This is a genomic window from Streptomyces sp. NPDC059853 (genome assembly GCF_042731495.1).
Taxonomy (GTDB): domain Bacteria; phylum Actinomycetota; class Actinomycetes; order Streptomycetales; family Streptomycetaceae; genus Streptomyces.
Genome location: NZ_JBHWJL010000024.1, coordinates 20,311 through 34,278, shown reverse-complemented (window position 1 = coordinate 34,278; position 13,968 = coordinate 20,311). Strand labels below are relative to the sequence as shown.

General features: G+C 73.4%; 15 protein-coding genes. 9 read left to right on the top strand and 6 right to left on the bottom strand.

The window, feature by feature from the left end; all coding sequences use genetic code 11:
* The 3 genes from ACFV5N_RS04850 to ACFV5N_RS04840 all read right to left on the bottom strand — a co-directional run.
* The coding region (locus ACFV5N_RS04850) for an NADH-quinone oxidoreductase subunit C (protein WP_385594101.1) at window positions 1–673 on the bottom strand (673 nt) is incomplete at its 3' end.
* Window positions 670–1,215: an NADH-quinone oxidoreductase subunit B gene (locus ACFV5N_RS04845; protein WP_019435789.1), complete on the bottom strand. Its 546-nt coding sequence runs from the start codon at window positions 1,213–1,215 to the stop codon at window positions 670–672. The genes ACFV5N_RS04850 and ACFV5N_RS04845, both read right to left, overlap by 4 nt.
* Window positions 1,206–1,577, bottom strand: coding sequence for an NADH-quinone oxidoreductase subunit A (locus ACFV5N_RS04840; protein WP_019435788.1), 372 nt, complete (start codon window positions 1,575–1,577; stop codon window positions 1,206–1,208). Before ACFV5N_RS04840 ends, ACFV5N_RS04845 begins: the two co-directional genes overlap by 10 nt.
* A gap of 138 nt (window positions 1,578–1,715) precedes the next feature.
* On the opposite strand from ACFV5N_RS04840, the gene ACFV5N_RS04835 reads away from it, so the two are divergent.
* The 8 genes from ACFV5N_RS04835 to ACFV5N_RS04800 all read left to right on the top strand — a co-directional run bounded on the left by ACFV5N_RS04835 (window position 1,716) and on the right by ACFV5N_RS04800 (window position 10,527).
* The gene (locus tag ACFV5N_RS04835; protein WP_385594097.1) at window positions 1,716–2,891 is read left to right on the top strand and encodes a sensor histidine kinase; all 1,176 of its coding nucleotides are present in this window, start codon (window positions 1,716–1,718) and stop codon (window positions 2,889–2,891) included.
* 57 nt (window positions 2,892–2,948) lie between these two features.
* On the top strand, window positions 2,949–4,232 hold the full coding sequence (locus ACFV5N_RS04830) for a sensor histidine kinase (protein WP_385594094.1): 1,284 nt from the start codon (window positions 2,949–2,951) through the stop codon (window positions 4,230–4,232).
* A 78-nt stretch (window positions 4,233–4,310) separates the two neighbouring features.
* Window positions 4,311–4,970 carry a LuxR C-terminal-related transcriptional regulator gene (locus tag ACFV5N_RS04825; protein ID WP_385594091.1) on the top strand — a complete coding sequence of 220 codons (660 nt, stop codon included), beginning with the start codon at window positions 4,311–4,313 and terminating at the stop codon, window positions 4,968–4,970.
* A gap of 159 nt (window positions 4,971–5,129) precedes the next feature.
* A complete protein-coding gene (locus ACFV5N_RS04820) occupies window positions 5,130–7,070 on the top strand; it encodes a 2-oxoacid:acceptor oxidoreductase subunit alpha (protein WP_385594088.1) in 1,941 nt (646 codons plus the stop codon).
* A complete protein-coding gene (locus ACFV5N_RS04815; RefSeq protein ID WP_385594085.1) occupies window positions 7,060–8,127 on the top strand; it encodes a 2-oxoacid:ferredoxin oxidoreductase subunit beta in 1,068 nt (355 codons plus the stop codon). The genes ACFV5N_RS04820 and ACFV5N_RS04815 overlap by 11 nt, the downstream gene beginning before the upstream one ends.
* A 226-nt stretch (window positions 8,128–8,353) precedes the next feature.
* Window positions 8,354–9,295, top strand: a complete 942-nt coding sequence (gene rarD / locus ACFV5N_RS04810; RefSeq protein ID WP_385594103.1) for an EamA family transporter RarD — start codon at window positions 8,354–8,356, stop codon at window positions 9,293–9,295.
* Between the two features lie 10 nt (window positions 9,296–9,305).
* On the top strand, window positions 9,306–10,220 hold the full coding sequence (locus tag ACFV5N_RS04805) for a phosphotransferase family protein (protein WP_385594083.1): 915 nt from the start codon (window positions 9,306–9,308) through the stop codon (window positions 10,218–10,220).
* A gap of 127 nt (window positions 10,221–10,347) precedes the next feature.
* Window positions 10,348–10,527, top strand: coding sequence for a hypothetical protein (locus ACFV5N_RS04800; protein ID WP_385594080.1), 180 nt, complete (start codon window positions 10,348–10,350; stop codon window positions 10,525–10,527).
* Between the two features lie 14 nt (window positions 10,528–10,541).
* Here ACFV5N_RS04800 and ACFV5N_RS04795 read toward each other — a convergent pair whose 3' ends face one another.
* Window positions 10,542–11,153, bottom strand: coding sequence for a CGNR zinc finger domain-containing protein (locus ACFV5N_RS04795; protein WP_385594077.1), 612 nt, complete (start codon window positions 11,151–11,153; stop codon window positions 10,542–10,544).
* 21 nt (window positions 11,154–11,174) lie between these two features.
* On the opposite strand from ACFV5N_RS04795, the gene ACFV5N_RS04790 reads away from it, so the two are divergent.
* Entirely contained in the window at window positions 11,175–11,645 is a 471-nt protein-coding gene (locus ACFV5N_RS04790) for a VOC family protein (RefSeq protein ID WP_385594074.1), read from the top strand.
* 51 nt (window positions 11,646–11,696) lie between these two features.
* Here ACFV5N_RS04790 and ACFV5N_RS04785 read toward each other — a convergent pair whose 3' ends face one another.
* Both ACFV5N_RS04785 and ACFV5N_RS04780 read right to left on the bottom strand, forming a co-directional pair.
* Window positions 11,697–12,581: an outer membrane lipoprotein carrier protein LolA gene (locus ACFV5N_RS04785; RefSeq protein ID WP_385594072.1), complete on the bottom strand. Its 885-nt coding sequence runs from the start codon at window positions 12,579–12,581 to the stop codon at window positions 11,697–11,699.
* 259 nt (window positions 12,582–12,840) lie between these two features.
* Window positions 12,841–13,851, bottom strand: coding sequence for a polyprenyl synthetase family protein (locus tag ACFV5N_RS04780; protein ID WP_385594069.1), 1,011 nt, complete (start codon window positions 13,849–13,851; stop codon window positions 12,841–12,843).
* Between the last annotated feature and the right edge of the window lie 117 nt (window positions 13,852–13,968).

The following is a 13,968-nucleotide window of genomic DNA, read 5'->3' as shown; positions in this document are numbered from 1 at the left end:
CCGGCGCCTGGCCCTCGTCGCCGCGCCGGCTCGCCGAGCCGCCGGTGGCCGAGCGGGTGCGGCGCGGCGGGCGCGCCGCGTCCTCCTCGCCACCGGCCGCCGGGAGCGGGCCCTTCAGCGGGCCCCACTCGTTCGGGTCGGGCACCCCGGGCGGCAGCGTCTGCCGCCGCTTGGGGGCGCCGTGCCCCGACTCGCCGGGCTCCTTCGCGCCCGGCCACGCCTTGGCCACCCGTGCCGCGAGGACGAAGTCCTTGCGCAGCGGGTGTCCCTCGAAGCTCTCCGGCAGCAGCAGCGGCTCCAGGCCGGGGTGACCGGGGAAGTCGACCCCGAACATCTCCCGCGTCTCCCGCTCGTGCCAGGCCGCGCCCGCGTACACGCCGGTCGCGCTCCGCAGCGACGGCGCCTCGCGCGGCAGCAGGGTCCGCAGCAGCAGCCCGCGCGGCGGGGCGCCGAGCGCCACGACGTGCGCGCACACCCGGAAGCCGTCCGCGCCCTCGTCCACCGCGCTCAGCCAGTCGAAGAACGTGCAGCCCAGCTCGTCCCTGGCGGTCCGCAGCGCCGCGAGCCAGCGCTCGGCCGGCACGTCCACGGTGCGCAGCCCGTACGCCTCGGACACCACCGCGTCCGCGCCGAACTCCCCGGTCGCCCCCGCCTCGTCGGCCGTCCCGCTCACCGCTCGACCAGTCCGCTCGTCAGCTCCGCCGCCGAGGCGCCGCGCCCCGGCCCGTACCGCTGCGCCGTCGACTCCTGCGCGATCTTCTCCTGGAGCTTCAGGATCCCCTGGAGCAGCGCCTCGGGCCGCGGCGGGCAGCCCGGCACGTACACATCGACCGGGATGATCTGGTCCACGCCCTTCGTGACGGCGTACGAGTCCCAGTACGGGCCGCCGCAGTTGGAGCACGCCCCGAACGAGATGACGTACTTCGGCTCCGGCATCTGCTCGTACAGCCGCTTCACGGCCGGCGCCATCTTGTCGGTCACCGTGCCGGACACGACCATCAGGTCGGCCTGGCGCGGCCCCGGCGCGAACGGGATGACGCCCAGCCGGATGAAGTCGTGCCGCGACATCGACGCGGCGATGAACTCGATGGCGCAGCAGGCGAGCCCGAAGTTGAACACCCACAGGCTGTAGCGGCGCCCCCAGTTGAGCACCACCTTCATCGGCTCGGGAGCCAGCCGCGCGAGGGCGCCGAGCTTCACGTTGCTCACGTCCACGTCAGGACCCCCTTCTTGTACGCGTACAGCAGCCCCACCGACAGGAAGCCGAGGAAGACGAACATCTCCACCAGCGTCGTCCCGCCGAAGCCCTCGCCCGCGAAGACCGTCGCCCACGGGAAGAGGAAGATCGCGTCGACGGCGAAGATGACGTAGAGGAAGGCGTAGAGGTAGTACCGCACCTGGGTGTGCGCCCAGCCCTCGCCGACCGGGTCCACCCCGCACTCGTACACCATGAGCTTCTCGGGCGTGGGCACCACGGGGCGCAGCAGCCGGCCCGCCGTGAAGGCCACCGCCACGAAGACGGCGCCGACCACCGCGACAAGACCCACGACCGCGTAGCCGTGGAAGTATTCCGGCACGGTTGCCTGCCCCTCCGGCGCGCCCGGTGATCTGTCAGCACGGGAGTCTAGGGGGTAGCGGAAAGGTGGGGGTAGCCCTACCACCGTCCACCGACCCACCCCATGGCCCGGCGCCGCCGCGCCCGGCAGTCTGGACGCATGACCAGCAGCACCCCGCACCCCGCGAGCCTCCCGGAACCCCTGCCGCCGCCGCGTCCCGCGCTCGCGGCGCGGACCTGGGGCGAGCTGGCGTACCTCGGCAGCAGCTGGATCGTGGACCTGGCGGCGTTCGCTTACGTCGTGGTGTGGATCTACGCGGGGGCGCTGCTGTCCCTCACCGTCGTCGGGCTGCCGTTCCTGGCCGCCGGGCTGGTGGGTATCCGGCGGATCGGCGGCTGGGAGCGGGCCCGGGCCCGGGCGCTGCTGGGGCTGCGGGTGGAGGAGCCGAGCCCGCTGGCACCCACCTACCGGGGCGGCGGGTTCTTCGGCTGGCTGTGGAACACCCTGAAGGACCCGGTCGGCTGGCGCACCGCGCTGTTCTTCCCGGTGCGGCTGCTGTGGGGGCTGCTCACCTTCGCCCTGCTCCTCCCGTCGCTGTTCGTGCTGTGGCCGCTGCTGCCCTGGCTGGCGCGGGGCGCGAGCCAGGTGGACCGGGCGCTGGTCCGGGCGCTGCTGTCGCCGTCCGACGGCCTGGAGCGGCGGATCGCCGAGCTGGAGGCGGGCCGGGTGACGGTGGTGGACACCTCGGCGGCCGATCTGCGCCGCATCGAGCGCGATCTGCACGACGGCGCCCAGGCCCGGCTCGTGTCGCTGGCGATGGAGCTGGGCCTGGCGAAGGAGAAGCTGCTCCGTTCACCCGAGGAAGCGGCGCCGCTGGTGGACGGGGCGCACGCCGAGGTGAAGCTGGCCCTGGCCGAGCTGCGCGACCTGGCGCGCGGTATCCATCCGGCGATCCTCACCGACCGGGGTCTCGGGCCCGCGCTGTCGGCGGTGGCCTCGCGCTGCACCGTACCGGTCGCGGTCCGCGACGAGCTGACCGAGCGCCCGGCGCCGGCCATCGAGGGCATCGGCTACTTCACCGTCTCCGAACTGCTCCAGAACGTCAGCAAGCACAGCGGCGCGGCCCGCGCCCGGGTCACGCTGTGGCGGGACGGCGACCGGCTGCTGCTCCAAGTCTTCGACGACGGGCGCGGCGGCGCGGACGCCACCGCCGGTTCGGGCCTGGCGGGCCTGGCCGGGCGGCTGGCCGCCGTGGACGGCCGGCTCGTCGTCGACTCCCCGGCGGGCGGGCCGACCACGGTCACCGCCGAACTTCCCTGGCGCGACCGCACCTGAGCCCCGCCGCGTCCCGTCCAGCCCCGCCGAGCCCGCGCATCCCAGAAGGACACCGTCATGAGCCGCACCTCCCCCTCCCCCTGGCTGCTGCCCGTCGCCGCCCGCACCTGGCGCGAGGGCCTGCACATGCTGCTGAACTTCCCGCTGGCCCTCACCGCCTCCCTCTTCGCGGTCGCCGGCTTCGCGATCAGCGGCCTGCTGCTCATCACGCTGGTCGGTGTCCCGCTGCTGGCGTTCGTGCTGCTGGCGCTGCGCGGCTACGGCGCGCTGGAGCGGATGCGGGCCCGGCTGCTGCTGCGTTCGGAGGTGGCCGAGCCGGAGCCGCTGCGCCCGCGCCCGGGCGGCGCGGGGCCGCTGGCCTGGGTCGGCGCGATGCTGCGCAGCAGCGTGTCGTGGCGGGCGGCCGGGTACGCGCTGGTGCACGCGCCGTGGGCGCTGTTCACCTTCTGCACGGTGCTGACCCTGTGGACGGCCGGCTGGGCCGCCGTCACCTACCCGGTCTGGTACTGGTGGCTGTCCGAGCCGGTGGGCGTGAACCTCGACGGGCGGGGCGGCGGCTGGCACTGGGACGGCCCGCCGGAGTTCGTCCTCGCCGTCGTCGCGGGCGTGCTGTGCCTGTACGCGGCGGGGCTGCTGATCCGGGGCATGGGCCATGTGGACCGGCTGCTGGTGGCGGGGCTGCTGGGGCCGTCCGCCGCCGGGGAGCGGGTGATCCAGCTGGAGTCGGACCGCTCGGCGGTGGTGGACACCTCGGCGGCCGATCTGCGCCGCATCGAGCGGGACCTGCACGACGGCGCCCAGGCCCGGCTCGTGTCGCTGGCGATGGACCTGGGCATGGCGAAGGAGAAGCTGGCCACCGATCCGCAGGCGGCGGCGCGGATGGTGGACGAGGCGCACGGCGAGGTGAAGCTGGCCCTGGCCGAGCTGCGCGATCTGGCCCGGGGCATCCATCCGGCGATCCTCACCGACCGGGGTCTCGGGCCCGCGCTGTCGGCGGTGGCCTCGCGCTGCACGGTGCCGGTGGCCGTGGAGGTGGAGCTGCCGGTGCGGCCCGCGCAGGCCATCGAGGGCATCGCGTACTTCACCGCCTCCGAGCTGCTCCAGAACGTCAGCAAGCACAGCGGGGCGACCCGTGCCCGGCTGGAGGCGTGGCGCACGGCGGAGGACCGGCTGCTGCTCCAGGTGTGGGACGACGGGCGCGGCGGCGCGGACGCCGCGGCCGGCTCGGGCCTGGCGGGTCTGGCCGAGCGGCTGGCCGCCGTGGACGGGCTGCTGGCGATCGTCTCCCCGCCGGGCGGGCCGACCACGGTGACGGCCGAGCTGCCGTGGCGCGACCGGTGACCCGCCGGTGAGATCCTGGACGCGGCCGGGATCGCCGGTCGGTGGATCGTCGGTCGGTGAGCGGAACGGGGAGTACGGGTGCGGGTGGTCATCGCCGAGGATTCGGTGCTGCTGCGGGAAGGGCTGACCCGGTTGCTGGCCGACCGGGGCCACGAGGTGGTCGCGGGGGTCGGGGACGGCGAGGCGCTGGTGGCGGTGGTGCGGGAGCTGGCGGCGGGCGAGGGGCTGCCGGACGTGGTGGTGGCCGATGTGCGGATGCCGCCCACGCACACCGACGAGGGGGTGCGGGCGGCGGTGCGGCTGCGGGCCGATTTCCCGCGCCTGGGGGTCCTCGTCCTTTCGCAGTATGTGGAGGAGGAGTACGCCACGGAGCTGATCGCGGGCTCCAGCCGGGGGGTGGGCTATCTGCTGAAGGACCGGGTGGCGGATGTGCGCGAGTTCGCCGAGGCGGTCGAGCGGGTGGCCCGGGGCGGGACGGCGCTGGACCCGGAGGTGGTGGCGCAGCTGCTGGGCCGCAGCCGCAAGCAGGATGTGCTGGCGGCGCTCACTCCGCGCGAGCGGGAGGTCCTAGGTCTGATGGCCGAAGGGCGGACGAACTCGGCGATCGCGAGCGCGCTGGTGGTCAGCCACGGTGCGGTAGAAAAGCATGTGAGCAATATCTTCATGAAGCTCGGTTTGGCACAGAGTGACACAGATCACCGCCGTGTTCTGGCAGTTCTGACCTATCTGAACTCCTAGGGGACTTGCGACGCTGGAGTGCGGAGGGGGGATCACCGGACGCCGAAATCGGGGTACGAACGGGCCAGACCTGTCGTCCATGATGTGATCAGCTCAGTAAGGCGATCCTTACCCACGTACGATGGCTGACAAGGGCCGCCTCGAGGAGGGCTACAAGCAGTGACCAGCCAGGTCGATCAGGTCGATCAGTCCGGCCAGGAACCGCACCAAGGTGGCGGCGGCGCGGAGGGCAAGGAAGTCCGGCGTCTGGACCGGGTGATCATCCGCTTCGCGGGCGACTCCGGCGATGGCATGCAGCTGACGGGCGACCGTTTCACCTCCGAGACGGCGTCCTTCGGGAACGACCTGTCGACGCTGCCGAACTTCCCCGCCGAGATCCGCGCCCCCGCCGGCACGCTGCCGGGGGTGTCCTCGTTCCAGGTGCATTTCGCCGACCACGACATCCTCACCCCGGGCGACGCGCCCAATGTGCTGGTGGCGATGAATCCGGCGGCGCTGAAGGCCAATATCGCGGATGTGCCGCGCGGTGCCGAGATCATCGTCAACACCGACGAATTCGGTGTCCGGGCGATGGCCAAGGTCGGCTACGACAGCAATCCGCTGGAGGACGGCTCCCTGGACGGGTACAGCGTCCACCGGGTGCCGCTGACCACGCTGACGGTGGAGGCGCTCAAGGGGTTCGAGCTGAGCCGCAAGGACGCCGGCCGTTCCAAGAACATGTTCGCGCTCGGGCTGCTGTCGTGGATGTACCACCGGCCGACCGAGGGCACCGAGGCTTTCCTGCGCACCAAGTTCGCCAAGCGCCCCGAGATCGCCGAGGCCAACATCACGGCGTTCCGGGCCGGCTGGAACTTCGGCGAGACGACCGAGGACTTCGCGGTCTCCTACGAGGTGGCCCCGGCCACCTCCGCGTTCCCGGCCGGCACCTACCGGAACATCTCCGGCAACCTGGCGCTGTCGTACGGGCTGATCGCCGCCGCCCAGCAGGCGGACCTGCCGCTGTACCTGGGTTCGTACCCGATCACCCCGGCGTCCGACATCCTGCACGAGCTGAGCCGTCACAAGAACTTCGGCGTGCGCACCTTCCAGGCGGAGGACGAGATCGCCGGTATCGGCGCGGCGCTGGGCGCGGCGTTCGGCGGCGCGCTGGGGGTCACCACCACCTCGGGGCCCGGGGTGGCGCTGAAGGCGGAGACGATCGGTCTCGCGGTCTCCCTGGAGCTGCCGCTGCTGATCGTGGACATCCAGCGCGGCGGCCCGTCCACCGGGCTGCCGACCAAGACGGAGCAGGCGGATCTGCTCCAGGCGATGTACGGGCGCAACGGTGAGGCGCCGGTGCCGGTCGTGGCGCCGGCCACCCCGGCGGACTGCTTCACGGCGGCGCTGGACGCGGCGTGGATCGCGCTGACGTACCGGACGCCGGTCTTCCTGCTCTCCGACGGGTACCTGGCCAACGGCTCGGAGCCGTGGCGGGTGCCGGAGGTCTCCGAGCTGCCGGATCTGCGGGTGCGGTTCGCCACCGGGCCGAACCACACGCTGGACGACGGCACCGAGGTCTTCTGGCCGTACAAGCGCGACCCCGAGACGCTGGCCCGGCCGTGGGCCGTGCCGGGCACGCCCGGGCTGGAGCACCGCATCGGCGGCATCGAGAAGCAGGACGGCACGGGAAACATCTCGTACTCGCCGTCCAACCACGAGTTCATGGTCCGCACCCGGCAGGCCAAGATCGACGGCATCGAGGTGCCGCCGGTCACGGTGGACGACCCGGGCGGCGACGCGAGGACGCTGGTACTGGGGTGGGGTTCGACGTACGGGCCGATCACGGCCGCCGTGCGCCGCATCCGCCGGTCGGGCGGCGCGGTGGCGCAGGCCCATCTGCGGAACCTCAACCCGTTCCCGGCGAATCTGGGCGAGGTGCTGGCCGGTTACGAGCGGGTGCTCGTGCCGGAGATGAACCTGGGCCAGCTGGCCTCGCTGCTGCGGGCCAGGTATCTCGTCGACGTTGTGTCCATCACGCAGGTGACCGGGCTGCCGTTCAAGGCGGAGCGGCTCGCGAACGCCATCCTGGAGGCCGAAGGAGGCCCCGCCGATGATCACTGAAGCGCTGTCGCTGGTGCCCAAGGCCGAGGCGAAGCAGTCGATGAAGGACTTCAAGTCGGACCAGGAGGTCCGCTGGTGTCCCGGCTGCGGTGACTACGCGGTGCTGGCGGCCGTGCAGGGCTTCATGCCCGAACTCGGCCTGGCCCGGGAGAACATCACCTTCGTCTCCGGCATCGGCTGCTCCAGCCGCTTCCCGTACTACATGAACACCTACGGGATGCACTCCATCCACGGGCGGGCCCCGGCGATCGCCACGGGCCTTGCCACCTCGCGGCGCGATCTGTCGGTGTGGGTGGTCACGGGTGACGGCGACGCGCTGTCGATCGGCGGCAACCACCTGATCCACGCGCTGCGCCGGAACGTCAATCTGAAGATCCTGCTGTTCAACAACCGGATCTACGGGCTGACCAAGGGTCAGTACAGCCCGACCTCGGAGACCGGCAAGATCACCAAGTCGACCCCGATGGGCTCGCTGGACACCCCGTTCAACCCGGTGTCGCTGGCGCTGGGCGCGGAGGCGTCGTTCGTGGCCAGGACGGTGGACTCCGACCGCAAGCACCTCACCTCGGTGCTGCGGGCGGCGGCGGAGCACAAGGGCTCGGCGCTGATCGAGATCTACCAGAACTGCAACATCTTCAACGACGGCGCGTTTGAGGCCCTGAAGGACAAGCAGCGGGCGCTGGAAGCGGTCATCCGGCTGGAGGACGGCGAGCCGATCCGGTTCGGTCTGCCGGGCGAGGACGGCCTGGGCTCCCGGGGCGTCTTCCGGAACCAGGAGACCGGGGACGTGGAGGTCGCCGAGGTGACGGCGGAGAACGCCGGCCGGGTGCTCGTCCACAATGCCGCCTCCCCCTCGCCGACGACGGCGTTCGCGCTGTCCCGGCTGGCTGACCCGGACACCCTGCACCACACCCCGATCGGGGTGCTGCGCAGCGTGCGGCGGCCGGTGTACGACGACCTGATGGCGGACCAGCTGGAGGACGCGGTGGCCCGCAAGGGCAAGGGCGATCTGGCGGCGCTGCTCCAGGGCAACGACACCTGGACCGTCGCGGGCTGACCCGCGCCGGCCGGCTTCGGGCCATCTCTCCTCCGCGCAGGCGCGGGGCGGGGGATGGCCCGTTCGTCTGCCGGGGACGGGGTGGCGGACGTGACACCCGCGACAGACAGGTGTGTAGACCGGAACGGGAATGACAGCGGCCCCGTCAGGCGCTACCTTCTTGGTGGTTGAGACAGCACAGGAGGAGGCAGCGGTGAGCGCAGGGGCGGGCGGCGGACGGGCCGGAATGGTGTTCGGTCTCGCGGCCTTCGGAATATGGGGGCTGCTGCCGCTGTACTGGCGTCTGCTGGAGGATCTGGGCGCCCTGGAGGTGCTGTCCCACCGCATGGTGTGGTCGCTGCCCACCGCGCTGGTGATCCTGCTGCTGGTGCGCAGCTGGTCGTGGATCGGGCCGCTGCTGCGGCGGCCGAAGCAGCTGGCGATGGTGGCGCTCTCCGCGACCCTGATCTCGGTCAACTGGGGCCTGTTCATCTGGGCCATCGCGAACGACCGGGTGCTGGAGTCCTCGCTCGGCTACTTCATCAACCCGCTGCTGTCCATCGCCGCCGGCGTCCTGGTGCTGGGCGAGCGGCTGCGCGTCCTCCAGTGGGTGGCGGTCGGCATCGGACTGACCTCGGTGCTGGTGATGTCCATCGCCTACGGCCAGGTCCCGTGGATCGCGCTCGCGCTCAGCACCTCGTTCGCCGCGTACGGCCTGGTGAAGAAGCAGACCGGGCTGGACGGTGTGCAGGGCTTCAGCGCCGACACCGCGTTCCAGTTCCTGCCCGCGCTCGGCTATCTGGTCTATCTCACCGCGCGCGGCGACTCCAGCTTCACCGCCGAAGGACCGGGGCAGGCCCTGCTGCTGGTCGCCAGCGGGGTGGCCACCGCGCTCCCGCTGATCTTCTTCGGCGCCGCCGCCGTCCGGCTGCCGCTGTCCACGATCGGGATGATGCAGTACATCGCCCCGACCATGATGTTCCTGCTCGGCCTCACCGTCTTCCACGAGGAGATGCCGCCGGAGCGCTGGGCCGGCTTCCTGCTGATCTGGGCGGCGCTGTGCGTGCTGACGTTCGACGCGCTGCGCACCGCGCGCCGCACCCGGCGCACCGTCCTCGCCCACACGCCGCACACGGCGGCGCCGGAGAGCGGGCCGGAGGCCCGGACGGAGGCGGGCCGGGCCGGATAGCCTGCCCGGCATGACGGAGCGCACCCTTCAGTGGGTCGGGGCCCAGCTGGCGGACGGCGAACACCTCACCGCCGAGGCCCCGCTGGTGGGCGGCTGGACCTCCCGGATGCGCCGGCTGACCACCAGCCACGGACGCTCCCTGGTGCTGCGGTCGTTCACCGACGCGTTCTTCCTGCGGCACGCGGACGGACTGCTCACCCGGGAGGCGGACGTCCTCACGCTGCTGGCCGGGACGGACGTCCCCGCCGCCCGGCTGCTGGCCGTGGACGCCCGCGCCGACCACTGCGACCACCCCTCGCTGCTGATGACGCTGCTGCCCGGTGCCGTGTGCCTGGACGACACCGGGGCGGCGGCCCGGGCCGGCGCGCTGGCGGCCCAGCTGGTCCGTATCCACGGCCTCGCGGTGGCCGGGGCGGACCGGCCGCGCCCGTACCAGGCGTGGACCGCGCCCGGCCGGGTGCGGGTGCCGGAACGGACCGGCCGCCCGGAGCTGTGGCGCCGCGCGATCGCCGCGATCGACCGCGAACCGCCCGCCCACCGGGGGCGGTTCCTGCACCGCGACTACCACCCGGGCAATGTGCTGTTCGCCGCGGGCGCCGTCAGCGGGGTGGTGGACTGGGTGGAGACCTCCTGGGGCCCGGCCGACCTCGACGTGGCGCACTGCGCCACCGCGCTCGCCCTGCTGCACGGCCCGGCCGCGGGCCTGGCCTTCCCGGCCCGCTACACGGCCTGCGGCGGCACCCTCTCCCCCACCCCGGCGGCCCGCCGCTACTGGTCCGTGCTGGACGCGCTGGGCTACGCCCCCGACGCCGGGAAGGTCGCCGCCCCGTGGCGCGCCCTGGGCCGGGCGGACCTGACTTCGGTGGTGCTCCAGGAGCGGCTGGAGACGTATCTGGAGGGGCTGCTGGGCCTGCCGGACCGCTGAGCGCGCGCCCCGGCGGGGGCCGGGTGCGCCCGGCCCGGCCGAACAGGGCGTCCGGGCCCGGCATCCCGGGGCCCGGTGGCGGGCATCACTGGGGCGGGGCCGGGCCGAGCAGGGAGGCGGACGGGCGATGACACAGCGTGCTCCGGTGGGGCGTCCGGGGCGGGGTCCCGGGCGCGGGTTCGACGAGAGCGTGGACACGGTCCCCTGGACGCACGCCGTCTGCGGCCGGCCGCTGCCCTTCCCGCCGCCGGACGGCGAGCCGGCGGGCCACGAGGAGCCGCTGCCGCCGGACACCGCGCGCGGCTGAGCCGGGCGCCGCGCTCACGTCCCCCGCGGTGCCTGCCGGGCGCGGTGGGCGCGGACCTTGTGGCGGTTGCCGCAGTTCTCCATCGCGCACCAGCGGCGGCGGCCGGGGCGGGAGGTGTCGACGTACAGCAGGGAGCAGTTCTCGCCCGCGCAGACCCGGATCCGGTCCGCGTACGGGCCGGTCAGCACCGCGATCGCGTCCCGGGCGACCGTGGACAGCAGCTGGGCGCCGGTGGCCGGTTCCGCCCAGCCGGCGGTGGTGGTGTCCGGGGCGAGGCGCGGTATCAGCGGCGGGGCGGCCGCCGCCGCGTTCAGCGCGGCGAGGTCGGCCGGGGCCGGTGCCTCGCCCGCGACCCGGGCGAGGCCGGTGCGCCACAGCGCGTCCCGCAGCGTACGGGCGGCGCGCACGTCCGCCGGGCCGAGTTCCAGCGCCGGGGTGGGGTGCAGGCGGCACTGTCCGGCCCAGCGGCGCAGGTCCTCCGGCGCGTGCAGCACCTCCCAGCGCGCCATCCGGTCGGGACCGCCGGTGACCAGGAGTTCGAAGCTCAGCGCCCCGGGGTCGAAGCGGTACGCGATTCCCCAACCCGAACGCAGTGGCATGCCTGGCGGAGTTGCCTTCCCGGTCATGTAACTACTATAACCAGTTACATGAACGCGACCGCACCGCTGCACTGGAAACTCGTCGTCGACACCGCCGACGCCCACCGCCTCGCCGACTTCTGGGCCGGCGCGCTCGGCTACACCGTCGAGGACCACAGCGCCCTCATCGAACGCCTGCTGAGCGCCGGGCACATCCGCCAGGACGCGCTCACCGAGCACCACGGCCGCCGCGCCTGGGCGGGCCTGGCCGCCGTGCGGCACCCGGACGAGCCGTACGACGAGGCCACCGGCATCGGCCAGGGGCACCGCATCCTGTTCCAGGACGTGCCCGAGGCAGGAGCGCGCACCGGCAAGAACCGGCTGCACATCGACGTCCACGGCGAACGCGGCCGGCTCGGCGAACTCGTCGCACGCCTGGAGGCCCTGGGCGCCACCCGCGTCCGGGAGGTCGACCAGGGCCCGGCCGGACACTGGTGGATCATGCAGGACCCGGAGGGGAACACCTTCTGCGCCGCCTGAGCCGGCACCCCCGCGGGCGCCGGCCCCGGGCCGCCGCCCCGCGGCGCGCCGTCAGTGCACCGGCAGTTCGTCGAGGAAGTCCGGCATCGCGTCCGGCAGCAGACCCGGCAGCGGCTCGCCGGCCCCGACCTCCACCACCGTCGCGTCCTGCGGCGGGGTGAAGTCGAAGCTGCCGCCCGCCGGCTGGCCGTAGGTGATCTGGGCGAACGCCAGGTCCATCAGCGGCCCGTGCTCCCCCTGCACGGTCACCGCCAGCGGCACCCCCGTCTCCGCGTCCACCGAGATCCGGGCCGACTCCACGGCGACGGGTCCGTCCACCGTGTCCTTCGGCTCCACCAGCAGCTGGTAGGCGCTGCGGCCTGCCACCCGGGCGGTGCCGTCCACCGACACCTCGGCGACCTCACCGGCCCGCTCCAGCAGTTGCTCCACCGCCGCCTGCGGCGTCACGTGCGGGGCCACCCCCAGCTCGTCGGCCCCCGGCGCCTCGCGCTCCGCGTCCAGCGGCACCTCGGCCCGGTACGCCACGTTGCTGTCGCTGTCGTACGCCCACACCTCCTGGCCGCGGTGGATGAGCGCGAAGCGGTCCGAGTCGCCGTCCACCAGCGCCAGCCGCTGCCGGTCCGGGCCGTCCACCGCGATCCGCAGCGTGCTGTTGCCGCCCGCCAGATCCGCCAGCCGCCCGGCGGGACCGTCGAGACCACGGGCCAGCTGCGCCACCCCCGACAGCGCCGTGTCGGCCTGGACCCGCACCGTGCCGGACAGCTGAGTCGTCTCGGACTCCGCGATCCGCACCAGCAGTTCCTCGGCCGTCACCTCCGGCAGGTCCGGCGCCCCGTCGCTGGCGATCGCCGGCCACACCCCCACCCCGATCACGGCGGCTCCCGCCACCACCGCCAGCGGCAAACCGGCCCGCCTGACGCGCGCGTTCAGTCCCATGTCACCCTCATCCCCATCTGTCCGCAGGCGGCGATCGGTCCACCGTCGCCCCAAGCACCACCCATTGCACCAGGGTGAGGGGCTTTCGACATCCTTCGCCGGGAGGCTCCCGTCTCCTCCCCGCGGAGTAGACCGCCGCCCCGGAACGGCCGGAACCCGTAAGGGTTCTCCCCACGGGGGTGGCCGGGACACGCGCAAGGGGCGGTGCGCAGGCACCGCCCCTTCCCGTATGCGCGCGCCGGAGCGCGCCCGCGCGCGGCTACCGCGTACGGTCCGCCACGAGGTCGCACAGCGCCGCCATGGACGCCTTCGCCGGCCCGTCCGGCAGCGGCGCCAGACACCGGCGCGCGTCGTCGGCGAACCGCAGCGTGTCCTGCTTCGCCGCCTCCAGCGCGGGATGCGCCCGCAGCCCGGCCAGCGCCCGTGCAAGCCGCGCGTCGTCGCTCAGATCACCGGAGATCAGCTCGCACAGCTCGCGGTCCGCCGCCGACCCGCCGCGCGCCGCCATCTCGCGCAGCCGCAGCACCGGCATCGTGGGGACGCCCTCGCGCAGATCGGTCCCCGGCGTCTTCCCCGACTCGCCCCCGTCACTGGCGATGTCGAGCACGTCGTCCGCGAGCTGGAAGGCGATCCCGATCCGCTCCCCGAACTGGGTGACGACGTCCACGACGGCCTCGTCGGCCCCGGACATCATGGCCCCGAACCGCCCGGCCACCGCGATCAGCGACCCGGTCTTCCCGGCGATCACGTCCAGGTAGTGGGCCACCGGGTCCTCGCCGGTCCCGGGCCCCGCCGTCTCCTGCAACTGCCCGGTCACCAGGCGCTCGAACGCCTCGGCCTGGATGCGCACCGCCGCCGGGCCGAGATCGGCCACCATCGTGGACGCCCGGGAGAAGAGGAAGTCGCCGGTCAGCACCGCCACCGAGTTGTCCCAGCGGGCGTTGGCGCTGGGCACCCCGCGCCGCATCTCCGCCTCGTCCATGATGTCGTCGTGGTAGAGCGTCGCCAGATGCGTCAGCTCCACCACCACCGCGGCCGGCACGACCCCCGGCGCGTACGGATCACCGAAGCGCGCCGCCAGCATCACCAGCAGCGGCCGGAAGCGTTTCCCGCCGGCGCGCACCAGATGCTGGGCGGCCTCCGTGATGAAGGGGACATCGCTCTTCGTGGCCTCTATCAGACCCGCCTCGACAGCCGCCAGACCGGCCTGGACGTCCACTTCCAGAGCCCGGTCCCGCACGCTCACCCCGAACGGACCCACGACGGTCACGAGCGTTCTCCTGTCTCCGTTGCCATGTCCTGGGCAGCGTAGCCGGTCACCAAAGGATCACCACGGGCACATCCCCGTCAGCGGCGCGTACCCGTCAAGCAGTCGGGCATACGCTGT

Coding starts and splice junctions, on each gene's coding strand:
- ACFV5N_RS04815 (WP_385594085.1), top strand. CDS start 7,060: ATGATCACTGAAGCGCTGTCGCTGGTGCCCAAGGCCGAGGCGAAGCAG.
- ACFV5N_RS04835 (WP_385594097.1), top strand. CDS start 1,716: ATGACCAGCAGCACCCCGCACCCCGCGAGCCTCCCGGAACCCCTGCCG.
- ACFV5N_RS04805 (WP_385594083.1), top strand. CDS start 9,306: ATGACGGAGCGCACCCTTCAGTGGGTCGGGGCCCAGCTGGCGGACGGC.
- ACFV5N_RS04795 (WP_385594077.1), bottom strand. CDS start 11,153: ATGACCGGGAAGGCAACTCCGCCAGGCATGCCACTGCGTTCGGGTTGG.
- ACFV5N_RS04800 (WP_385594080.1), top strand. CDS start 10,348: ATGACACAGCGTGCTCCGGTGGGGCGTCCGGGGCGGGGTCCCGGGCGC.
- ACFV5N_RS04790 (WP_385594074.1), top strand. CDS start 11,175: ATGAACGCGACCGCACCGCTGCACTGGAAACTCGTCGTCGACACCGCC.
- ACFV5N_RS04830 (WP_385594094.1), top strand. CDS start 2,949: ATGAGCCGCACCTCCCCCTCCCCCTGGCTGCTGCCCGTCGCCGCCCGC.
- ACFV5N_RS04785 (WP_385594072.1), bottom strand. CDS start 12,581: ATGGGACTGAACGCGCGCGTCAGGCGGGCCGGTTTGCCGCTGGCGGTG.
- rarD (WP_385594103.1), top strand. CDS start 8,354: ATGGTGTTCGGTCTCGCGGCCTTCGGAATATGGGGGCTGCTGCCGCTG.